General features: G+C 60.3%; 22 protein-coding genes and 1 pseudogene. 14 read left to right on the forward strand and 9 right to left on the reverse strand.

Annotated features, from left to right (window positions below; genetic code table 11):
- Nucleotides 1–214 precede the first annotated feature (214 nt).
- The 5 genes from ureA to ureC all read left to right on the forward strand — a co-directional run bounded on the left by ureA (nt 215) and on the right by ureC (nt 3744).
- Nucleotides 215–517: an urease subunit gamma gene (gene ureA / locus AC3WMT_RS11170; RefSeq protein ID WP_003221215.1), complete on the forward strand. Its 303-nt coding sequence runs from the start codon at nt 215–217 to the stop codon at nt 515–517.
- Between the two features lie 9 nt (nt 518–526).
- The gene (locus AC3WMT_RS11175) at nt 527–1060 is read left to right on the forward strand and encodes a GNAT family N-acetyltransferase (RefSeq protein ID WP_103304712.1); all 534 of its coding nucleotides are present in this window, start codon (nt 527–529) and stop codon (nt 1058–1060) included.
- Nucleotides 1061–1065: 5 nt separating this feature from the next.
- On the forward strand, nt 1066–1599 hold the full coding sequence (locus AC3WMT_RS11180; RefSeq protein ID WP_103304711.1) for a GNAT family N-acetyltransferase: 534 nt from the start codon (nt 1066–1068) through the stop codon (nt 1597–1599).
- Nucleotides 1599–1904: an urease subunit beta gene (locus tag AC3WMT_RS11185; RefSeq protein WP_103304710.1), complete on the forward strand. Its 306-nt coding sequence runs from the start codon at nt 1599–1601 to the stop codon at nt 1902–1904. The genes AC3WMT_RS11180 and AC3WMT_RS11185 overlap by 1 nt, the downstream gene beginning before the upstream one ends.
- Nucleotides 1905–2043: 139 nt before the next feature.
- Complete coding sequence (gene ureC, locus AC3WMT_RS11190; RefSeq protein WP_103304709.1) at nt 2044–3744, forward strand: urease subunit alpha; 1701 nt, start codon at nt 2044–2046, stop codon at nt 3742–3744.
- A gap of 186 nt (nt 3745–3930) precedes the next feature.
- Here ureC and AC3WMT_RS11195 read toward each other — a convergent pair whose 3' ends face one another.
- Both AC3WMT_RS11195 and AC3WMT_RS11200 read right to left on the reverse strand, forming a co-directional pair.
- Entirely contained in the window at nt 3931–4236 is a 306-nt protein-coding gene (locus tag AC3WMT_RS11195; RefSeq protein ID WP_103304708.1) for a chaperone modulator CbpM, read from the reverse strand.
- A 23-nt stretch (nt 4237–4259) separates the two neighbouring features.
- Nucleotides 4260–5210, reverse strand: coding sequence for a DnaJ C-terminal domain-containing protein (locus AC3WMT_RS11200; RefSeq protein WP_038360467.1), 951 nt, complete (start codon nt 5208–5210; stop codon nt 4260–4262).
- 292 nt (nt 5211–5502) lie between these two features.
- Between AC3WMT_RS11200 and AC3WMT_RS11205 the strand changes: the two genes are divergently transcribed.
- Nucleotides 5503–6777 carry an Hsp70 family protein gene (locus AC3WMT_RS11205; protein ID WP_103304707.1) on the forward strand — a complete coding sequence of 425 codons (1275 nt, stop codon included), beginning with the start codon at nt 5503–5505 and terminating at the stop codon, nt 6775–6777.
- Between the two features lie 134 nt (nt 6778–6911).
- Here the strand turns inward: AC3WMT_RS11205 and AC3WMT_RS11210 are convergent, their stop codons facing one another.
- From AC3WMT_RS11210 to AC3WMT_RS11220, 3 genes are all read right to left on the reverse strand, one after another.
- The gene (locus AC3WMT_RS11210; RefSeq protein ID WP_103304706.1) at nt 6912–7925 is read right to left on the reverse strand and encodes an AI-2E family transporter; all 1014 of its coding nucleotides are present in this window, start codon (nt 7923–7925) and stop codon (nt 6912–6914) included.
- Between the two features lie 216 nt (nt 7926–8141).
- Entirely contained in the window at nt 8142–8447 is a 306-nt protein-coding gene (locus tag AC3WMT_RS11215; RefSeq protein WP_003221193.1) for a PsiF family protein, read from the reverse strand.
- A 63-nt stretch (nt 8448–8510) separates the two neighbouring features.
- Nucleotides 8511–9305 (reverse strand): AraC family transcriptional regulator, encoded by a 795-nt coding sequence (locus AC3WMT_RS11220; RefSeq protein ID WP_103304716.1) that lies wholly within the window; start codon nt 9303–9305, stop codon nt 8511–8513.
- Nucleotides 9306–9402: 97 nt separating this feature from the next.
- Between AC3WMT_RS11220 and AC3WMT_RS11225 the strand changes: the two genes are divergently transcribed.
- Complete coding sequence (locus AC3WMT_RS11225) at nt 9403–10290, forward strand: DMT family transporter (RefSeq protein ID WP_103304705.1); 888 nt, start codon at nt 9403–9405, stop codon at nt 10288–10290.
- A gap of 120 nt (nt 10291–10410) precedes the next feature.
- Here AC3WMT_RS11225 and AC3WMT_RS11230 read toward each other — a convergent pair whose 3' ends face one another.
- The 3 genes and pseudogenes from AC3WMT_RS11230 to AC3WMT_RS11240 all read right to left on the reverse strand — a co-directional run bounded on the left by AC3WMT_RS11230 (nt 10411) and on the right by AC3WMT_RS11240 (nt 12325).
- A complete protein-coding gene (locus AC3WMT_RS11230; RefSeq protein WP_103304704.1) occupies nt 10411–11289 on the reverse strand; it encodes an esterase/lipase family protein in 879 nt (292 codons plus the stop codon).
- Nucleotides 11290–11380: 91 nt separating this feature from the next.
- A pseudogene (locus tag AC3WMT_RS11235) lies at nt 11381–11686 on the reverse strand (DMT family transporter).
- Nucleotides 11687–12325: an FMN-dependent NADH-azoreductase gene (locus AC3WMT_RS11240; protein WP_103304703.1), complete on the reverse strand. Its 639-nt coding sequence runs from the start codon at nt 12323–12325 to the stop codon at nt 11687–11689.
- 108 nt (nt 12326–12433) lie between these two features.
- Between AC3WMT_RS11240 and AC3WMT_RS11245 the strand changes: the two genes are divergently transcribed.
- The gene (locus AC3WMT_RS11245) at nt 12434–13363 is read left to right on the forward strand and encodes a LysR substrate-binding domain-containing protein (protein ID WP_177431409.1); all 930 of its coding nucleotides are present in this window, start codon (nt 12434–12436) and stop codon (nt 13361–13363) included.
- Nucleotides 13364–13454: 91 nt separating this feature from the next.
- Nucleotides 13455–13985, forward strand: a complete 531-nt coding sequence (locus AC3WMT_RS11250; protein WP_103304701.1) for a ferritin-like domain-containing protein — start codon at nt 13455–13457, stop codon at nt 13983–13985.
- 130 nt (nt 13986–14115) lie between these two features.
- On the opposite strand, the gene AC3WMT_RS11255 is transcribed toward AC3WMT_RS11250, so the two are convergent.
- Nucleotides 14116–16191: an AsmA family protein gene (locus AC3WMT_RS11255; protein ID WP_103304700.1), complete on the reverse strand. Its 2076-nt coding sequence runs from the start codon at nt 16189–16191 to the stop codon at nt 14116–14118.
- 385 nt (nt 16192–16576) lie between these two features.
- Here AC3WMT_RS11255 and AC3WMT_RS11260 point away from each other — a divergent pair, with 385 nt between their 5' ends.
- The 5 genes from AC3WMT_RS11260 (at nt 16577) to ureG (ending at nt 19895) form a co-directional block, all read left to right on the forward strand.
- On the forward strand, nt 16577–16993 hold the full coding sequence (locus tag AC3WMT_RS11260) for a hypothetical protein (RefSeq protein ID WP_103304699.1): 417 nt from the start codon (nt 16577–16579) through the stop codon (nt 16991–16993).
- Nucleotides 16994–17164: 171 nt separating this feature from the next.
- Nucleotides 17165–17797 carry a TetR family transcriptional regulator gene (locus AC3WMT_RS11265; RefSeq protein WP_103304698.1) on the forward strand — a complete coding sequence of 211 codons (633 nt, stop codon included), beginning with the start codon at nt 17165–17167 and terminating at the stop codon, nt 17795–17797.
- Nucleotides 17798–18097: 300 nt separating this feature from the next.
- Nucleotides 18098–18598 (forward strand): urease accessory protein UreE, encoded by a 501-nt coding sequence (gene ureE / locus AC3WMT_RS11270; RefSeq protein WP_103304697.1) that lies wholly within the window; start codon nt 18098–18100, stop codon nt 18596–18598.
- Nucleotides 18595–19269 carry an urease accessory protein UreF gene (locus AC3WMT_RS11275; protein WP_103304696.1) on the forward strand — a complete coding sequence of 225 codons (675 nt, stop codon included), beginning with the start codon at nt 18595–18597 and terminating at the stop codon, nt 19267–19269. The genes ureE and AC3WMT_RS11275 overlap by 4 nt, the downstream gene beginning before the upstream one ends.
- Before the next feature lie 11 nt (nt 19270–19280).
- Nucleotides 19281–19895 carry an urease accessory protein UreG gene (gene ureG, locus AC3WMT_RS11280; protein WP_103304695.1) on the forward strand — a complete coding sequence of 205 codons (615 nt, stop codon included), beginning with the start codon at nt 19281–19283 and terminating at the stop codon, nt 19893–19895.
- Nucleotides 19896–19902 lie beyond the last annotated feature (7 nt).

The following is a 19902-nucleotide window of genomic DNA, read 5'->3' on the forward strand; positions in this document are numbered from 1 at the left end:
CCCCCCGCCCTCTCCCGGGGGGAGAGGGAGCCTGACCGAGTTGTCTGGAAAGAATTTTGCAGTCTCAAAAAACATGACTGACTGGCCCGGCCTCAACAAGCAACCGCGATCAGTCCCCTCTCCCTCCGGGAGAGGGCTAGGGTGAGGGGTGGTTCCAACTGGCACCGCGCTCACCGCAACAACCACACAAATCTGCCCATATGGATTTCAAACGATGGACCTGACCCCACGCGAAAAAGACAAGCTGTTGATCTTCACCGCCGGCCTCGTCGCCGAGCGGCGTTTGGCCCGTGGTGTGAAGCTCAACTACCCGGAAGCCATGGCCTACATCTCCGCAGCCTTGCTCGAAGGCGCCCGTGACGGCCAGACCGTGGCCGAGCTGATGCACTACGGCACCACCCTGCTCAGCCGTGAGCAAGTGATGGAAGGCATCCCGGAAATGATCCCGGAGATCCAGGTCGAAGCGACGTTCCCCGACGGCACCAAACTGGTCACCGTCCACCAACCGATCGTCTGAGGCCGCGCCATGACTTACAGCATTCGCGATGCTTTACATGCCGACCTGCCGGCGATCCGCGACATCTACAACGATGCCGTGCTCAACACCACGGCCATCTGGAACGAGTCGGCCGTCGACCTCGGCAATCGTCAGGCGTGGTTCAGTGCCCGCCAAGCGCAGGCCTATCCGATCCTGGTGATCGTCGACAGCGACAACAGCGTGCTCGGCTACGCTTCCTACGGTGACTGGCGACCATTCGACGGTTTCCGCCACACCGTCGAACACTCGGTCTACGTACGCAGCGATCAGCGCGGCAATGGCCTGGGGCCCAAGCTGATGACGGCATTGATCGACCGCGCGAAACGCGGCGGCAAACACGTGATGGTTGCCGCCATCGAAAGCGGTAACGCCGCCTCGATTCGTCTGCATGAACGCGCCGGATTCGTCACCACCGGGCTGATGCCGCAAGTCGGCACCAAGTTCGGCCGCTGGCTCGACCTGACCTTCATGCAACTGACCCTCAACCCTGGCGCGGAGCCGCCCGATACCAACAAGGAGTGACACCGATGAACCCTGCCCAACTGCGACGCGTCAATGCGGAAAGTTTTGCGCACTATCGTCAGGGCCTGATTGACCTGCTGCTGGATGCCGTGGGTTATGGCGCCAGCGTCGGCTTCATGGCCGACCTCGATGCCGCTCAGGCCCGCGCCTATTTCGATGACGTTCAACAACAAGTGAACAAGGGCAGCGTGTTGCTCTGGGTGGTGGTCAAGGACGAACAGGTGCTGGCCAGTGTGCAACTGGGCCTGTGCCAGAAGGCCAACGGCCTCAATCGCGCCGAGGTGCAAAAACTGCTGGTGCGTGAACACGCCCGGCGTCGCGGTCTCGGTCAGCAACTGATGCAGGCGCTGGAGCAGGAAGCCCCCAAGCACAAGCGCGGCATGCTCTACCTCGACACAGAAGCGGGTTCGCCGGCTGAAGATTTCTACAAGGCCCTGGGTTACACCCGCGCCGGGGAAATCCCCGATTACGCCTGCGACCCGAATGGCACGTATCGAGCGACCGCCCTCTATTACAAGATTCTGCAAGGAGCCCAGTGATGATTCCTGGCGAGTATCAGATCCAGCCCGGCGACATCGAGCTCAATGTCGGCCGCCGCACCGTCAGCCTGAAAGTCGCCAACAGCGGCGACCGGCCGATCCAGGTCGGCTCGCACTTTCACTTTTTCGAAACCAACGACGCGCTGACCTTTGATCGCGCGGCCAGTCGCGGCATGCGCCTGAACATTCCGGCGGGCACGGCGGTGCGCTTTGAACCGGGGCAGAGCCGCGAGGTTGAGTTGGTCGATTACGCCGGGCATCGGCGGGTGTTCGGCTTTGCCGGGCGGGTCATGGGTGATCTCTAAATCATCGGGTGACTGCAAGAAAGCCATCGCGAGCAGGCTCACTCCTACATGAGACCGCGATCCCCTGTAGGAGCGAGCCTGCTCGCGAAAGCGAGCTATGCGAGCGATCTCAAATCCAATTGAATCCCAAGGCAAGCACATGAAGATTTCTAAACAGGCCTACGCCGACATGTTCGGCCCCACCGTCGGCGACAAGGTGCGCCTGGCCGACACCGAACTGTGGATCGAAGTTGAAAAAGACTTCACCACCTACGGTGAAGAAGTGAAATTCGGCGGCGGCAAAGTGATCCGCGACGGTCAGGGCCAAAGCCAGTTGCTGGCCGCCGAAGTCGTCGACACGCTGATCACCAACGCTTTGATCATCGACCACTGGGGCATCGTCAAAGCCGACGTAGGCCTCAAGGACGGGCGCATCGCCGCGATCGGCAAGGCCGGCAACCCGGACGTGCAGCCGAACGTGACCATCGCCATTGGCGCCGGCACCGAAGTGATCGCCGGTGAAGGCATGATCCTCACCGCCGGCGGCATCGACACGCACATCCACTTCATTTGCCCGCAGCAGATCGAAGAAGCGCTGATGAGCGGCGTCACCACCATGATCGGCGGCGGCACCGGGCCTGCCACCGGCACCAACGCAACGACGTGCACTTCCGGCCCATGGCACCTGGCGCGCATGCTGCAGGCCGCCGATGCCTTCCCGATGAACATCGGCCTTACCGGCAAGGGCAACGCCAGTTTGCCGGAGCCGTTGATCGAGCAGGTCAAGGCCGGCGCCATCGGCCTCAAGCTGCACGAAGACTGGGGCACCACGCCGGCGAGCATCGACAACTGCCTGAGCGTCGCCGACCAGTACGACGTGCAGGTGGCGATCCACACCGACACCCTCAACGAATCCGGCTTTGTCGAGACCACCCTCGGCGCGTTCAAAGGCCGCACCATCCACACCTATCACACCGAAGGGGCTGGCGGCGGTCATGCGCCGGACATCATCAAGGCCTGCGGTTTCCCCAACGTATTGCCGAGTTCGACCAACCCGACCCGACCGTTCACTCGCAACACCATCGACGAACACCTCGACATGCTGATGGTCTGCCACCACCTCGACCCGAGCATTGCCGAAGACGTCGCGTTCGCCGAAAGCCGCATCCGCCGCGAAACGATTGCCGCCGAAGACATCCTCCACGACCTCGGCGCCTTCTCGATGATCAGCTCCGACAGCCAGGCCATGGGCCGCGTCGGCGAAGTCATCACGCGCACCTGGCAGACCGCCGACAAGATGAAAAAGCAGCGCGGCCCGCTGCCACAGGACGGCGAAGGCAACGACAACTTCCGCGCCAAACGCTACATCGCCAAATACACGATCAACCCAGCCATCACCCACGGCATCAGCCATGAAGTCGGTTCGATCGAAGTGGGTAAGTGGGCGGATCTGGTGCTCTGGCGTCCAGCGTTTTTTGGCGTGAAGCCGACGTTGATTCTCAAGGGCGGCGCCATTGCGGCGAGCTTGATGGGTGACGCCAATGCCTCGATTCCAACGCCGCAACCGGTGCATTACCGCCCGATGTTCGCCAGCTATGGTGGCTCGTTGCATGCGACCAGCCTGACCTTCATCAGCCAGGCGGCGCAGGAAGCCGGATTGCCGCAAGCTCTGGGGCTGAAGAAGAAAATCGCCGTGGTCAAAGGTTGCCGTGAGGTGCAGAAAACCGACCTGATCCACAACGACTATCTGCCGAACATTGATGTTGATCCGCAGACTTATCAGGTCAAGGCAGACGGCGTGTTGCTGTGGTGTGAGCCGGCTGAAACTTTGCCGATGGCGCAGCGGTACTTTTTGTTCTGACAACAAAAAAGGCCCTTCGGGGGCCTTTTGCTTGTCTATCAATTACACCGCGTTTTCGTTCATCGCTGGCAAGCCAGCTCCCACAGGGTTTTGAGTTGAAACAGGGGTTTAAACTCGACGCAGGACTTGTGGGAGCTGGCTTGCCAGCGATGAGGCCAGATCAGCCCCACAAAACCTTCAGACAACCTACTCGCCCACCAACCGCCCCAGACGCTGGCGCAACATGCGGTTCTCGGCACGCAGTTCGCGCACCTCTTCGAGCAGATCCAGCGCGAGAGCGACGCCTTCCCACTCCAGGTCCAGATCGCGCCGCAGCTTGGCGGCGCGCTTGGCCAGGGCCAGTTCGTAATCGGTGAAACGCCATTCCCGGGGCTGCTTGCCCTGAGGTTCGAGGATGCCGTGCTCGACGATTTCGATCACGTAGACGTCCGATAAATCGGCTGCCTCACAGAATTCTGCCATGTCCAGTTGAACGATCAGGGGGGTGCTCATGATGGGCTACTCCATCGTCGGATTCAGAAGTTCTCTCGCGGATTGAAGGCGGCTTTCTTCGCCAGTTCCTGCCACAGCGCCTTGACCTCATCGTCGGACGCTTTCGGCATCACGGCCTTGAGTTGCACGAACAGATAACCGCGCTCGCCGGCCTTGTTTTTCAGGCCATGGCCCTTGGCGCGCATGCGCTGGCCATTCTGGCTGCCGGCCGGGACCTTGAGGTTGATCTTGCCGGTCAGGGTCGGTACGGCCACTTCAGCGCCCAGCGCCAGCTCCCACGGTGCCAGCGGCAGCGTGATGATCAGGTTCTCGCCTTCGACATCGAATTTCGGGTGCGGCGCAAAACGGATGGTCAGGTACAGATCGCCATTCGCCCCGCCACCGACGCCCGGTGCGCCCTGGCCCTTGAGGCGGATGCGCTCGCCGTCAGTGACGCCCGCCGGGATCTTCACGTTCAGGCTCTTGCTGGTGTTGCTGACGTGCTGGCCGTTGGCGTTGTATTGCGGCACCTGGAAGGTGACTTTCTTCGACTCGTTCGACAGCGTCTCTTCGAGGAAGATTGGCAGTTCCATTTCCACGTCTTGCCCTCGGCGCCCTGCACTGCGTTGTTGCCGACCTTCGCCGCCACCGAAACCGGGGCCGCGATTGCCGAAGATCGAACTGAAAAAGTCCGAGAAGTCGCCGGTGTCACCACCGCCGCCGCCAAAACCGCCACGGCTCTGCCAGCCCGGTGGGCCCTGGAACGGCTGACCGTGCTGGCCGTAGCGGCGCAGTTCGTCGTATTCGGCGCGTTTGTCGGCGCTTTTCAGCGCTTCATAGGCCTCCGAGGCATCCTTGAACTTGGCCTCGGCGTCTTTTTCCTTGCTGACATCGGGGTGGTATTTGCGCGCCAGCTTGCGATAGGCAGCCTTGATTGCCTTGTCGTCCGCTGTCGGTTCCACGCCGAGTATCTTGTAATAGTCTTTGAAGTCCATCGAAGGAATCACCATCCGTTATCGATTTCGCGCCGATGCCAGCATGCGCTCATTCGCGCGTGCCGGGTTGACCGATCTCAAGTTTGTGACCGGGTGGCGCAGCAAAAGTTTATCGGCAGTGGACGGCGGTTCTTGCGACCACCGGTGGTTCTGCCGACCCATGCCAGCAAGTTTGGGGCAAAGCCTGGACTTTCAACCCAGTCTAGTCGCGAAATAGCTGATGACCGGCCTTCGATTCTGCCGCGCACTGACATACACTGCGCGGCCGTTTTTTTGACCGGAACCGAAAGACATGAAAGACGCCTCTCCAGCCCGTGCCTGCGGCATTGACTTCGGCACGTCCAACTCCACCGTCGGCTGGCTGCGCCCCGGCATGGAAACGATGATCGCGCTGGAAGACGACAAGATCACTCTGCCGTCGGTGGTCTTCTTCAACATCGAGGAACGCCGCCCGGTGTACGGTCGTCTGGCGCTGCACGAGTACCTGGAAGGCTACGAAGGCCGCCTGATGCGCTCGTTGAAGAGCCTGCTCGGTTCCAAGCTGATCAAGCACGACACCAGCGTGCTCGGCACGGCGATGCCGTTCAAGGACTTGCTCGGCCTGTTTATCGGCCAGTTGAAGAGCCGCGCCGAAACGGCCGCCGGTCGGGAATTCGAACAAGTAGTGCTCGGCCGCCCGGTGTTCTTCGTCGATGACGATCCGCTGGCTGACCAGGAAGCCGAAGACACCTTGGTCGATGTGGCGAAGAAGATCGGTTTCAAAGAGGTGTCGTTCCAGTACGAACCGATTGCGGCAGCCTTCGACTACGAGTCGACCATCGAAAAGGAAGAGCTGGTACTGATCGTCGACATCGGCGGTGGTACGTCCGACTTCTCGCTGGTGCGCCTGTCGCCCGAGCGTCGTGGTCTCGATAACCGTCACGACGACATCCTCGCCACCGGCGGCGTGCACATCGGCGGGACCGACTTCGATAAACAACTGAGCCTGCAAGGCCTGATGCCACTGTTCGGCTACGGCAGCCGCATGAAGAGCGGCGCCTACATGCCGACCAGCCACCACATGAACCTGGCGACCTGGCACACAATCAACTCGGTGTACTCGCAGAAATCCAGCCTGGCGCTGGGCAGCATGCGCTACGACATCGAGGACACTGGCGGCATTGATCGCCTGTTCAAGTTGATCGAACAGCGCGCCGGGCACTGGCTGGCGATGGAAGTCGAAGAAACCAAAATCCAGCTGACCCACGCCGACAGCCGTCATGTGCCGCTGGACCGGATCGAGGCCGGGTTGAGCGTGGAACTGACTCGGGCGCTGTTTGAATCGGCCATCGATGCGCTGCTGGAGCGAGTGCGCGGCAGCGTCACGCAGTTGCTGAACGATGCCGGCGTGGCGGTGGAACAGGTCGATACGGTGTTCTTCACCGGCGGTTCGAGCGGGATTCCGGCGCTGCGCAACAGCGTTTCGGCGATGCTGCCGAATGCGCGGCATGTTGAAGGCAATATCTTCGGCAGCATCGGCAGCGGCTTGGCGATTGAAGCGATGAAACGCTACGGCTCCATGAACTGATCCGAGACCGCGTTGCGCCTATCGCTGGCAAGCCAGCTCCCACAGGATTGATGCCGCACTCAAAAGCGACGCATAACCTGTGGGAGCTGGCTTGCCAGCGATAGCATCAGTTCAGACAACACAGCTATACCGGTTCAAACCATCCCGCCCAGCTTCAACTCACTCTTCAGATACGCGTAATAAATCGGTCCCGCCACCACCCCCGGCAGGCCGAACGCGGCCTCGAACACAAGCATCGCCAGCAGCAACTCCCACGACTTGGCACTGATCTGCCCGCCGACAATGCGGGCGTTGAGGAAGTACTCGAGCTTGTGGATAAAAATCAGATAGCCCAGTGCGGCAAGCGCTACCCAGATCGACAGCGACAGGCCGACGATGGTGATCAGCGTGTTCGACATCAGGTTGCCGATCACCGGCAACAGACCCAGCAGGAAGGTCAGCACGATCAGGGTCTTGGTCAGCGGCAGCTTGATGCCGAACATCGGCAGGATCACCGCGAGGAAGATCCCGGTGAAAACGGTATTGAGCAGGGAGATCTTGATTTGTGCGAAAACAATATTGCGAAATGCTTGCACCAGCAGGTGCAGACGGTCGAACAGCGCAGCGGCCAGCGGTTTACGCTTGGTGACGTCCGGCACCCGCTGCAACGCGATGATCGCGCCGAGCACCATACCGATCAGCAACGTTACGAACATGTGCGCCGCGTCCTTGCCCACTAGTTGCAGGTCGGCCAGGTGCTTGCTCGCCCATTCGCCAATCGCGACGCGAAATTCGGCGGCGCTGGCCGGCAGATAGGCGTCAATGAACGGCGGCAACTGACCGCGTGCGCGATCGACCACGCCCATGAATTTGTCGAGCGAAGCCCCGGGATTTTCCGCCTCGTGCAGAAGGAAGCTGATCGCCCCGGCAAAGATCAGCGCCAGCACGCTGACCACCAGCGTGCCCAGCAACGCTACCGCCAGCCAACGCGCGCGACGCCCTTCGATCAGGCGTTGCAGTTGAGGGGTGAGCATGTTGACCAGCTCGAACACCAGCAACCCGGCCAACAGACTGGGCAACAAGCGCAGCGGCAGCACCAGCAGCAAACCGCCGAAAATGATGATGCAACTGACCCAGAACACTACATGACGCTCAGAAAACGTTGGCATACAGCCTCAAAACGAACGGCGTAAAAGGATTGGCAGTCTGCCAGCGATCCGGGATGAGCACTAGAAATATGCGGGCCAACCCCACGGGCCCCATCGCTGGCAAGCCAGCTCCCACAGGTTAAGGGTCGTACACAAAATTTTGTGGCCCAACCGAAACCCTGTGGGAGCGGGCTTGCCCGCGATGGGGCCAGCCCAGACGCCACAGGACCAGAGTGATTATTTTTTCTTCAGGCAATCACTCATGAACGTCTTGCGCGCATCGCCGGTCAGGGCTTTGGTTTTCGCGTCGGCGTTACAGGTTTTCATCTTTTCCTGCTGTGGGGTCAGGACCTTGGCGTCGTTGGCCGCTGGCGCCGCTTTCAGGCAGGTGCTCATGAAGGTTTTGCGCTCATCGCCCTTGAGGCTCTTGGCGGTCGCATCAGCATTGCAGGTGGTCATCTTGTTCTGTTGCGCCGTGGCGGCGAAACCCTGGGAACACAGGAGCAAACCAATCATCAACAAAGGGACACGCAACATCTTCATGGAGTTTTCTCCTTGTCGCCGCATCGATGGAGGCGGCCTCTGCAGGAGTGTAGCCAAATCCTGTTACATCTTCCTGCCTTCGAGGTGGCTGCGGCGGTACTGCTCCGGCGTGCATCCGGCTTGACGGGCAAACATGGCGATAAACGCCGAACCGCTGCTGTAGCCCAGGTCGAAAGCGATTTCCTGCACGCTGCGGGAAGTTTCCAGCGCTTCGATCGCGGCGAGATAACGCAGACGCTGGCGCCACTCGCCAAAACTCATCCCCAGTTCACGCACGAATTGCCGTGCCAGCGTGCGCTCGCTGACGTGCACCTGCATCGCCCAGTGCGCCAGCGGCTGATTGTTGCCAGGCTCGGCCTGCAAGGTTTCGAGGATCGTCAGCAGACCGGGGCTGCTCGCATAGGGCAGATAGCACTCATGCACGCGGGCCTGTTGCAGTTGATCGACCAACACCTGGGCCAGACGCTGGTCGGCATCGAGTTCGGGAATCTTCACGTCACGGGCGGCGAAGTCCTTGAGAATTGCCTTGAGGATGTCGCTGATCGCCAGGGTGCAGGCACGCTGGGGCAACTCGGCACAGACCTTGGGATCAAGACACACCGCCCGATAGTTGACCGGTTGATGGCTATAGAAACTGTGCTCGACCTGCGGCGGCACCCACACCGCGTATTGCGGCGGCGACATGAAGCGACTGCCGTCGACATCCATGTGCAACACTCCGTGGGCCGCATACTCCAGCGTGCCCCACGGATGGCGATGCGGCGCGGCGAATTCGTGGGCGTTGAAATCGGCGTAACGGAAGTACACCGTCGACGGCAGTTCGCTGAAATCCAGCAGATCGATGTGTTTACTGTTCATGCTGTCCGGTTTCAGAGGCAGGTTGTCCGGTTCGAAGTATAGGCCTGCATCCAGACAAGGGATAATCACGCTTCATCAACGTACTGGTTTCAAACTCATGCAATACGCGTTTCCTCTGCTGGCGATCTTTATCTGGGCCGGCAATACCGTGATCAACAAACTCGCGGTCGGGGCGATTTTCCCGGCCGAGATCGGTTTCTACCGCTGGCTGCTCGCCGGCCTGCTATTCACGCCCTTCATGCTTAAAGCGGTTATCGCGCACTGGCCGCAGATTCGCCCGAACCTTGGCAAGATTTTCATCCTCGGCGTACTCGGCATGGCGGTGTATCAAAGCCTCGCCTACTTCGCTGCGACCCTGACCACTGCGACCAACATGGGCATCATCCTCTCGCTGATGCCGTTGATGTCGCTGGCCATGGCGATCATCAGCCTCGGTCAGCGCCTGACAGCGGGCGCGTTGTTTGGCGCGGTGCTGTCGTTTGCCGGCGTGCTGGTGGTGGTGTCGTCCGGCAGTCTCAGTGCGTTGTTGCAGCACGGGGTGAATATGGGTGACGCGATGATGCTGATCGCGACCCTGGCCTACGCGATCTACAGCACCTTGCTGAAAAAATGGCAGCTGCGTCTACCGCCGCTGGTGTTGCTGTATTTGCAGGTGCTGGTGGCGATTGTGGTGTTGTTTCCGCTGTACGCCACTTCACCGAAAACCGGACTGACGCTGCAGAACATTCCGCTGGTGCTGTACGCGTGTCTGTTGGCTTCGATGGTTGCACCACTGGCGTGGATGCAGGCGGTGCAGCGCCTGGGGCCGAGCCGCACGACGCTGTTCTTTAACTTGCTGCCGTTGATCACGGCGCTGATTGCGGCGGTGGTGCTTAAAGAACAACTGGCGATGTATCACTTGGTCGGTGGCTTGCTGACCTTGGGCGGGGTGATTCTTTCCGAGCGCTGGACCACCGTGTTGGGACGAAAACTCAGCGTTGCCTGATCAGGCCTCATCGCTGGCAAGCCAACTCCCACAGGGTTGGGGTCGAACACAAATCTTGTGAACACCCGAATCAATGTGGGAGCTGGCTTGCCAGCGATGAACGATAACCCGGTGTGCCTGCTAAACCCCGGCAGCCTTGAGCCGCGCCGCATGCTCGACAAACAGCCGCACCGGATCGGCGCCCTTGCCGACCAATCCCAGCGACTGATTGATGATGTCGAAATGATCCAGCGGATAGTCATCGCCAATCACCGTCCCAAGATGCGAGCTGTAACGCCCGACCATCCCGTCACACTGCCCCGTTTCCCGCACAAAGGTTTTCGCGAACAAACGACAGCTGCGATTGGTCCCGTCAAACAAGTTGCCGCCGCGATCAGTCTTGCCCGGCTGCAACGTTCCCGACCATGAGTAATACCGCACGCCGTTGACCTCCTCCGGCCCGTGCCCGCCCCACGTTTGCGGCAAGCCCTGTGGATAACGCTGATTGAACAGCGCCACGCCCTCGGTGGTCAGCGACTGGTGCGAAGCGTGGATATCCACCGGCAGTTTCGGCCCGCGATATGCGGTTTCCAGTAAAGCCATCAGCCAGCCGACAAAGCGCAACAGTGCTTCAAGGATGCGCCCCTTGGCCGTGTCCGCCGGATAGTGTTTCTGCAGATAGTCGGCCAGTTCCGAACCATGGTTGGGCCCGGCCACCGAAGTCACCGAGGCCACTAGATCAGGGCGTTTCGCGGCGGCGTAACGGGCGGTGAGAGAACCCTGACTGTGACCGAACAGATTGACCTTCGCGGCGCCGGTTTCGCGCAGGATTTCATCGATCCGCGCCAGCAATTGCTCGCCGCGCACCTCGGTCGAATTCAGCGGCGAGACCTGCACGGCAATCACCGTCGCCCCACCCCGGCGCAACGCCTTGATGATCCCGTACCAGTACGGATAAATGATCAGCCGGATAAACCCGAGCATGCCCGGCACCAGCACCATTGGATAACGCGTCGACATGGGCGGACATCCTTGTGATCAGTGAGTGGCTGCAAGGCGTGCAAAACGCCCGCCAAGCATCCGTGCTGATGATGACAACTCGATGAGCAGCCTACTTCAGCCCCACCACTCCCGCCACAATCAGGCCGACCGACAGCAGTTTGACCAGCGTCAGGCTCTCGCCGAGCAGGACAAAGCCGAGAAACACCGTGCCCAACGAACCGATGGCGGTCCAGATCGGATAGGCGATGCTCACTGGCAAATCACGCATGGCCAGGGTCAGGAACCCGATCCCGCCGACCGCCGCGATCAGCGTGATCAACGAAGGTCACAGCCGAGTGAAGCCTTCGGCGTACTTCATGCCCATCGCAAAAGTCACCTCAAACCCCGCCGCGATCAGCAGGAACAACCAGGCCACCTAGAACTCCCGGGCCAGGTCGAGCAAGCGCTGCTCGGCCTCGGCCACCGACACCGCGAAGGTGCGCTCGGCAGACTCTTCTCCCTCGGCGGCGACTACGCTGACGTCATTGATGCCGACGAAACCCAATGCGCTGCGCAACCATGGATCGGCATGGTTGAGCGCCTCCAGCTCGCCGCCCGGGCCGAAACCGAAACCGCCACGACTGGTGACGATCAAGGCTTTCTTGCCCTGCAACAGCGGCGTGTACTGAGCGATACCGTTGTCCAGCGTGTGATCGAAGGTCAGGCCCAGCCGCACGATCTGATCGACCCAGGCCTTGAGGCCACTGGGCACGCTGAAGTTGTACATCGGCGTGGAAATCAGCAGCAGGTCGTGATCGAGCAATTCGCCGACCAGCTGATCACTCAGCGCCAGATCGGCCTGCATCGACAGCGGCCGCGCCTCAGGCTGTGGATAAAACGCCGCCGCAACGAAGGCTTCGTTGACCGCTGGAATCAGTGCGCGGCCGACTTCGCGTCGGGTCACCTGCGACTGCGGATGACGCAATTGCCAGGCACCGAGAAAACCTTCCGCCAGACGTCGCGAGTGCGAACGTTCCCCGCGAGGACTGGCATGGATTACAAGAATCTTGCTCATCTGAAACTCCTTGGGACTAGACTTGGGTTGCTGTGTGGCTGCAGATTGCAGCGCACTCGCATCCGTCTCAAATGAGCAAAAATCAGTCGGGATGAATCCATTTCATCCATGGAGTGTTCAATGTTCGCCTCGTTGCCGCTGACCGCCCTGCGCGCGTTCGAATCTGCCTCGCGCCTGCTGAGCTTCAAGGCTGCCGCCGAAGAACTGGCGGTGACGCCGACAGCGATTTCCCATCAGATCCGTGCGTTGGAGGACTGGCTCGGCGTCGCTCTGTTCGAACGTATGCCGCGCCAGGTGCGCCTGACCGAAGGTGGCGAACGCCTGTTCCGCAGCCTGCACGGCGCCTTTCTCGAAGTGGCGCAAAGCGTCGACACCCTGCGCCCGCAACGCAGCGCCAGCAGCCTGACGCTGTCGACCACCGCCGCGTTCGCCGCGCTGTGGCTGGTGCCGCGCCTCGGCCGCTTTTATGCGAAACACCCGGCCATCAATGTGCGTCTGGATACGCACTGCGAAGTCATCGATCTGCATCAGGACGCCAGCGTCGATCTGGTGCTGCGCTATAGCCTCGACGATTATCCGAACCTGTATGGGTTGTGCCTGTTCGACGAATCCTTCGGCGTCTACGGCTCGCCGGAGCAAGTGGCGCTGGCCGCTCGGCGCACGCCGACGCTGATCAGCGTGCGCTGGCACAATTCGAAGCTGTACGCCCATGGCTGGGAAGCCTGGTGCGCGAAGTCCGGCGAGAACTGGCTGCACCAGCATCCGGCGGTTCGTGAATACGATGAGGAACACTACGCGCTGCAAGCGGCGATTGCCGGGCAGGGGCTGGTGTTGGCGAGCAATATTCTGCTGTCGGAGAGCGTCGCCAGTGGTTTGCTGGTGCCTTACAAAGGTGATGTTCAGGTCGATGGCGCGGGCTATAGCGCGTTGTGTGTGCCGGGGCGGGAGCGGCATCCGCCGGTACGCGCTTTTTTTGCGTGGCTGCAGGAGGAGGCGGTTTTGTCAGGACTGACGCCGAGACCGCAACAAATTGCATAAAACTTTTTGCCGCGCGCATGACTCACAACCTGGGTAGGCGATTACGTCCGTAGAACGTGACGCCAATCGGATTAGCCTCCAGGAGACTGAAATGAGCGACCTGCATTTGTCTGATGTTCAAACCCTGCGCGAGCGCGCACGGCAACACGTGGAAAACGGCGCGGTGACGGAAAGCTACAGCGCCAACCGTGAAGAGGTGCTGCGCCTGCTCAATGAATCGCTGGCCACTGAACTGGTCTGCGTCTTGCGCTACAAACGTCACTACTTCATGGCCAGCGGTCTGAAAGCCAGCACGGCCGCCGACGAGTTTCTCGAACATGCTATCCAGGAATCACAACACGCCGACCGTCTGGCCGAGCGCATCGTGCAATTGGGCGGCGAGCCGGAGTTCAACCCTGACCTGCTGTCGAAGCTGTCCCACGCGCAATATGTCGCCGGGAACAGCTTGAAGGAAATGGTCTACGAAGATCTGGTGGCCGAGCGGATCGCCATCGACAGCTACCGCGAGATCATTCAGTACATCGGCGAAAAGGATCCGACCACCCGGCGCATCTTCGAAGACATCCTCGCGCAGGAAGAAGAGCATGCCGATGACATGGCCGACATCCTGAAAGACCTGTAAACCTTCGACATCGACATCGACATCGCCATCGCGGGCAAGCCCGCTCCCACAGGATTGCGCTGTACCTGTGGGAGCGGGCTTGCCCGCGATGGCGTTATGACAGGCGCTAAAGATTTACCAGGCTGAAGAATTACTTGGTTGGCTTGACGGTCACTGGTGCCTTGCCCGCCTTCATCTGTTCCAGCAACGGCGCACATTGATTCGGTTCGCCACCACTCGGTGCGACCAGCGCCAGCAATCCTGCCGCGGGTGCCGCAATCACCCCCAGCGCGACCATCCCGGCCCCACGCAGCAACAACGGCACAGCCTTGACCCCCGCATCCGGTTTGATGAACTTGCCACGCACGTACAACGGCGAACGCAAGGAGATCAAACGCCATCCCTTGGATTCCGGCGTCACCGTCAGATCGAGTTGCTCGGTGGCCATGTTCGCCGTGCCATCGATATAGATAATCGCGTTCTCGGTATCGAAGACAAACAGTCGCGTAGTCGCTAGCCCGGTCTTGATGTCGAAGTCAGCCGCCGCACAGTTGATCTTCACTTCCTTGTCGCCAAAGATCTTGCCGACCACATAGTTGCCGACGTTAAGTCCGGCCAGTTCCATCAGTTCACGGCTGATCGCGCCATCATTGATCAGCATCTTCAGATTGCCGTTGGCCCCGCCCAGCAGCTTCGCCACCGAATTACCGCGACCAGTAATATCGGCGTCGCCATTCAGCTCACCGAAACTGGTTTTCATCGGTTCGAAGGTCGGGAACAGCTGCTTGAGCTTGAACCCGCGCGCGGTCAGTTTGGCGCGGCCTTCCAGTGGCTCGGTACGACCGTTCAGGCGGATCTGCGCATCGAGATTGCCACCGGCCACGCCGAAGCGCAGCGGTTCGAGGCTGAGCTCGCCATCATTGAGTTTCAGGTGGGTATAGAGGTCAGTGAAGGGCAGTTTTTCACTGTGAACGATGCGCTTGCCGGTGAACTCGACGTCAGCGTCCATTGCGCGCCAGCGGTCAGTCTTGAACTCCTCCACTGGCAGCACTTTGTCCGTCGGTTGCTTGCTCTCGCCGCCGCGAGCCTTTTGCTTGTCGTTGGAGTCGGCGCCAATCAGCGGCGCGAGGTCGGCGAACAGCAATTGATTGGACAGCAGCGCCCCGCTGAGTTTGGGCCGTGGCTGACTGGCGACATAGTTGAGGTCGCCATGGATGTCGCTGCCGCCGATCTTGCCGTTGAATTTTTCATAGGTGAAATTCGCACCGCCAGCGTCGTGCAGTTTGGCAATCAAGTGGCCGTCGGTGGCATACGGCGGCGTGTCCGGCAGGGTCACACCGGTCAAAGGATAGAGATTGCCGAGGCTGGCGCCGGCGAGTTTCAGACGCAGGTCGAGGGCGCCGAGGTTGAGCGGATCAGTCAGGGTGCCGGCCAGTTCGATGCTGGTGTCGCCGATCTTCGCCTGCGCCTGGAGCGGGAACGGTTTGCTCGCGTCCTGCAAGGCGAGCAGCCCGCCGAGCTTGCCCTGGCCAGCGAGATTCTGACCGTGATACTGACCTTTTACTTTCACCGCGAAGGCATAGTCCTGCGGTGCAGCACCCTTTTCCTGCGCGGTTTTCGCTGCTTTGTCACCGACGATTTCGCTGAATGGAATCGGCTTGCCCAGCGGATCGATCAGCACATCCAGATTGGTCTTGAGGGTCTGGTCATCAAGCGTGACGTGACCTTTGTCGAACTTGATCGCGCCAATATCGACGACCCAGTTTGACGGTTCGGCATTCGGATCCTTGGGGTCGAACTTGAACGTCCAGTTCGCGCGGCCATCGGCCAGACGCTGCAACTCGGCGTTGGGTTCGGTCAGATCGATCCGCGGAATCACTACCCGTTGCGCCAACAGCGCCAGCGGCGAAATGCGCAGTTCGACGCGCTTGAGCGTGACCATCTGCGGCTTTTTCGACCAGTCCGGATTGCCCAGGCTCAAATCCTCGGCGACCACATGCGGCCACGGCACCCAGGCACGCCAGCCGCCCTCATCCGGCTCGCGCTGCCAGATCACCGCGAGGTTGCCGTTGATGGCAAACGGTCGGTGCAGCTCTTCCGAGACTTTGGCGTTGAGCGGCGGTTTGATCCGATTCCAGTCAAAAAACACGATGACCAACACCAGCACAGCCAAAAGCAATACAAGGGTGGCGAAGGTCCAGCTGAAGATTTTTCCAGTGCGCGTCATGCACAAAACTCCTGATCACGACCGCACGCCGAAAACCCGGCGCACAGCTGAAACGGCGGGCCAAAACGGCCCCTATGAAACCTGTGACTGGCAAAAGGCCCGCAGGTTTAATCAAAAGACAGATTAAGGCGCGAAAAGCCGCGCGAAATCTGACCAATCGGTCGAACAGCGTTACCGCGTCCCGCACTTTTGCGAGGCATGAGTGGGTCGAAAATACCCACAGCGGTGCAAAAGCCCTCCTCTGAAAGGCCCGAGCTAGAGCCTCCCCGCAGAACAATCAATTCTGTTGATTATTACCATTGCGTTTATGAACTTTTATATCGACTTATCGAGAGTAGCATTGCCCTCGTACCCACTTTATCGCCCTCCCAAGGAGCAACCCATCATGAAACGCCAATTACTGCTCAGCCTTACCCTGTCGATGCTAGCCAGCACTGCTTTCGCTCTTCCTGCTGCCGATCAAGCCACGCCGCAAGTCAAGGACAGCCACTCGGTGTTCAGCCAGACCCTCGCCGAAGACGGCTATGACCGCACACCACAAGGTCAGACCTTGGCTGAAGATGGCTACGACAAGACCCCACAAGGTCAACTTGCCGAGAACGGTCGCAACCGCCTGGAAGAAAAAGGCCTGGTTGAAGACGGCTATGACAAGACTCCACAAGGTCAATCGGTTGCCGAAGGTGGTAACGATCGTTTGAAAGAGAAAGGCCTGGTCGAAGACGGTTACGACAAGACGCCTCAAGGTCAGCTCGCCGAAGGTGGTGGTGACCGTGTGATCGAACGCAACAGCGCTGTGAGCTAAGCCCATGGCGGCCCTGAAAAAAAGCCCAATCCCCGGATTGGGCTTTTGCCTTTTCAGCCGAAGCCAATAAGAAGTCGCCCTGTCCCCACTGCATCTCCCCGCTGCCGTTCGACGCCGATTAGGCCGATTTGCTAGAGTGCGGCGCTTGTCTTGCCGAAGAACACACCTGCGATGCTGCCCCGCGCCGAACAGAAACAACAGACCCGCAACGCCCTGATGGATGCTGCCCGCCATTTGATGGAAAGCGGCCGAGGTTTCGGCAGCCTGAGCCTGCGCGAAGTGACCAAGACCGCCGGCATCGTGCCCACCGGTTTCTACCGACATTTTGCCGATATGGATGAACTCGGTCTGGTGCTGGTCAGCGAAGTCGGTCAGACCTTCCGCGAAACCATTCGCCTGGTGCGCCATAACGAATTCGTCATGGGCGGCATTATCGATGCGTCGGTGCGGATTTTTCTTGATGTGGTCAACGCCAACCGTTCGCAGTTCCTGTTTCTCGCTCGCGAGCAATATGGCGGCTCGCTGCCGGTGCGTCAGGCCATTGGCCGTTTACGCGAGAACATCAGCGCCGACCTGGCGGCGGATCTGACGTTGATGCCCAAGCTGCAGCATCTGGATGCTGCCGGGCTGAGCGTGATGGCTGACCTGATCGTCAAATCGGTGTTTGCCACTTTGCCGGACATCATCGATCCGCCCGCCGAAGCGTTGCCTGAACATCTGACGCCGCAGGCGAAGATTACTCAGCAACTGCGCTTCATCTTTATCGGGCTCAAGCACTGGCAAGGGCTGGGCAGTACCGAGTAGCGCCCCTCTTCCCGCAACACCACAAATCCCCTGTAGGAGTGAGCCTGCTCGCGATAGCGCTCTCTCAGTCAAATATTTGCTGACTGATAGAGCGCTATCGCGAGCAGGCTCACTCCTACAAAGGCGCAGCGTCTCGGCCTCTATTTGGTGCATGTAAAAAACTTCATGCACCAAAACCTCTCAGAATCCCGCAACATCTTGAAACATCCACTACGCTCCGACAGGGATTTCCTACATCTCGTCCGATTGGCAAGCCCCTTGCTCTAGCCTGAGTATTGTCCACTGCTGGAAGCTTTCCCCATGCTGGTGATTCATCGCAGAATCGACCCTCAACCCGTCTGGGCCGCCGAGTTGCACCTGACCTTCGAAGCCCGGAGCAAAAGCCGTTTGCGCTGTTTCAGTGCCGAAAACGAAGACGTCGGGTTGTTTTTGGAGCGCGGTCAGCCACCGTTGTATGACGGCGAATGCCTACAGGCCGAAGACGGCCGTATCGTCCGCGTCTGCGCCCGGCCCGAACAATTGCTGCACGTCACCTGCGTCAACGCCTTCGAACTGACCCGCGCCGCCTATCACCTCGGTAACCGCCATGTCGCCCTGCAAGTCGGCGATGGCTGGCTGCGTTTGCTCGACGACTACGTGCTCAAGGCCATGCTCGAACAGCTTGGCGCGCAAGTAGAAGCGATCGAAGCGCCGTTCCAGCCGGAACACGGTGCCTACGGTGGCGGCCATCACCATTCGCGACACGGCGACGAGGACTTCAACTACGCGCCGAAACTGCACCAGTTCGGCGTTCGTTTATGAACCCAGCTTGGGCGCTGCTGCGCCTGGCCAGTCCGCAATTGCCGATTGGCGGCTACAGCTATTCGCAAGGCCTGGAAATGGCGGTGGATAACGGCCGGGTGAACAACCCGGACGGCGCCCGCCGCTGGATCAGCGATCAGTTGTTGCTGAATCTGTCGCGCTTTGAAGCGCCGCTGTTGCTCGCGCATTGCCAAGCAGCGGCGGACGAGCAATGGGCCGAGCTGCTGATCCTCTGCGAAAGCCACCGCGCCAGCCGCGAGACTCGCGAGTTGCACTTGGAGAGCCGGCAGATGGGTTATTCGTTGCAGCAGTTGCTCAACGGCTTGCCCGAACTCGACACGCCGGCCCGTGACTTTCTCGCGCAGTGCACCGAACCGCATCTGGCCCTGTGCTGGGCGCTGGCCGCGCGCGCCTGGGGCATCAGCCCGCAAGACGCGCTTGCTGCGTGGCTGTGGAGCTGGCTGGAAAACCAGCTCGCCGTGCTGATGAAAACCCTGCCGCTGGGCCAGCAAGCCGCGCAACGACTGACCAGCGAACTGCTGCCATTGCTGCAACGAGCGCAGCAGGATGCCACCCGAATCAATCCCGAACACATCGGCAGTGCCGCGTTCGGTCTGTCATTGGCGTGCATGGCCCATGAGCGCCAGTACAGCCGCCTGTTCCGCTCTTAGGAGAAACAACCATGAATACACAACCTCTGCGCGTCGGCATCGGCGGCCCGGTCGGTTCCGGCAAAACCGCGTTGACCCTGGCCCTGTGCCTGGCGCTGCGCGAGCGCTACAACCTCGCCGTAGTCACCAACGATATCTACACCCGTGAAGATGCCGACTTTCTGGTGCGTAACGAAGCGCTGGCACCGGAGCGCATCATCGGTGTGGAAACCGGCGGTTGCCCGCACACGGCCATCCGTGAAGACGCCTCGATCAACCTGGAAGCGGTCGATCAACTGAACCGCCGCTTTCCCGGTCTGGACCTGATTCTGGTGGAGTCGGGCGGCGACAACCTCTCGGCGACCTTCAGCCCGGAACTGTCCGACCTGACCATCTACGTGATCGACGTTTCGGCCGGCGACAAGCTGCCACGCAAGGGTGGGCCCGGAATCTGCAAGTCGGACCTGTTGGTGATCAACAAGATCGACCTCGCGCCGCTGGTGGGTGCCTCGCTGGAAATGATGGACAGCGACACCAAGCGCATGCGCAACGGCAAGCCGTTCGTGTTCAGCAACCAGAAAACCGGCCAGGGCCTGGAAGCCATCATTGCCTTCATCGAACGCCAAGGGTTGCTGAGCGCAGCCTGATTCATTT

Source organism: Pseudomonas sp. FW305-7 (genome assembly GCF_058786735.1).

What these genes read in the sequence shown, in the direction of transcription:
- ureA (WP_003221215.1), top strand. Translation starts at nt 215, where the DNA reads ATGGACCTGACCCCACGCGAAAAAGACAAGCTGTTGATCTTCACCGCC.
- AC3WMT_RS11175 (WP_103304712.1), top strand. Translation starts at nt 527, where the DNA reads ATGACTTACAGCATTCGCGATGCTTTACATGCCGACCTGCCGGCGATC.
- AC3WMT_RS11180 (WP_103304711.1), top strand. Translation starts at nt 1,066, where the DNA reads ATGAACCCTGCCCAACTGCGACGCGTCAATGCGGAAAGTTTTGCGCAC.
- AC3WMT_RS11185 (WP_103304710.1), top strand. Translation starts at nt 1,599, where the DNA reads ATGATTCCTGGCGAGTATCAGATCCAGCCCGGCGACATCGAGCTCAAT.
- ureC (WP_103304709.1), top strand. Translation starts at nt 2,044, where the DNA reads ATGAAGATTTCTAAACAGGCCTACGCCGACATGTTCGGCCCCACCGTC.
- AC3WMT_RS11195 (WP_103304708.1), bottom strand. Translation starts at nt 4,236, where the DNA reads ATGAGCACCCCCCTGATCGTTCAACTGGACATGGCAGAATTCTGTGAG.
- AC3WMT_RS11200 (WP_038360467.1), bottom strand. Translation starts at nt 5,210, where the DNA reads ATGGACTTCAAAGACTATTACAAGATACTCGGCGTGGAACCGACAGCG.
- AC3WMT_RS11205 (WP_103304707.1), top strand. Translation starts at nt 5,503, where the DNA reads ATGAAAGACGCCTCTCCAGCCCGTGCCTGCGGCATTGACTTCGGCACG.
- AC3WMT_RS11210 (WP_103304706.1), bottom strand. Translation starts at nt 7,925, where the DNA reads ATGCCAACGTTTTCTGAGCGTCATGTAGTGTTCTGGGTCAGTTGCATC.
- AC3WMT_RS11215 (WP_003221193.1), bottom strand. Translation starts at nt 8,447, where the DNA reads ATGAAGATGTTGCGTGTCCCTTTGTTGATGATTGGTTTGCTCCTGTGT.
- AC3WMT_RS11220 (WP_103304716.1), bottom strand. Translation starts at nt 9,305, where the DNA reads ATGAACAGTAAACACATCGATCTGCTGGATTTCAGCGAACTGCCGTCG.
- AC3WMT_RS11225 (WP_103304705.1), top strand. Translation starts at nt 9,403, where the DNA reads ATGCAATACGCGTTTCCTCTGCTGGCGATCTTTATCTGGGCCGGCAAT.
- AC3WMT_RS11230 (WP_103304704.1), bottom strand. Translation starts at nt 11,289, where the DNA reads ATGTCGACGCGTTATCCAATGGTGCTGGTGCCGGGCATGCTCGGGTTT.
- AC3WMT_RS11240 (WP_103304703.1), bottom strand. Translation starts at nt 12,325, where the DNA reads ATGAGCAAGATTCTTGTAATCCATGCCAGTCCTCGCGGGGAACGTTCG.
- AC3WMT_RS11245 (WP_177431409.1), top strand. Translation starts at nt 12,434, where the DNA reads ATGGAGTGTTCAATGTTCGCCTCGTTGCCGCTGACCGCCCTGCGCGCG.
- AC3WMT_RS11250 (WP_103304701.1), top strand. Translation starts at nt 13,455, where the DNA reads ATGAGCGACCTGCATTTGTCTGATGTTCAAACCCTGCGCGAGCGCGCA.
- AC3WMT_RS11255 (WP_103304700.1), bottom strand. Translation starts at nt 16,191, where the DNA reads ATGACGCGCACTGGAAAAATCTTCAGCTGGACCTTCGCCACCCTTGTA.
- AC3WMT_RS11260 (WP_103304699.1), top strand. Translation starts at nt 16,577, where the DNA reads ATGAAACGCCAATTACTGCTCAGCCTTACCCTGTCGATGCTAGCCAGC.
- AC3WMT_RS11265 (WP_103304698.1), top strand. Translation starts at nt 17,165, where the DNA reads ATGCTGCCCCGCGCCGAACAGAAACAACAGACCCGCAACGCCCTGATG.
- ureE (WP_103304697.1), top strand. Translation starts at nt 18,098, where the DNA reads ATGCTGGTGATTCATCGCAGAATCGACCCTCAACCCGTCTGGGCCGCC.
- AC3WMT_RS11275 (WP_103304696.1), top strand. Translation starts at nt 18,595, where the DNA reads ATGAACCCAGCTTGGGCGCTGCTGCGCCTGGCCAGTCCGCAATTGCCG.
- ureG (WP_103304695.1), top strand. Translation starts at nt 19,281, where the DNA reads ATGAATACACAACCTCTGCGCGTCGGCATCGGCGGCCCGGTCGGTTCC.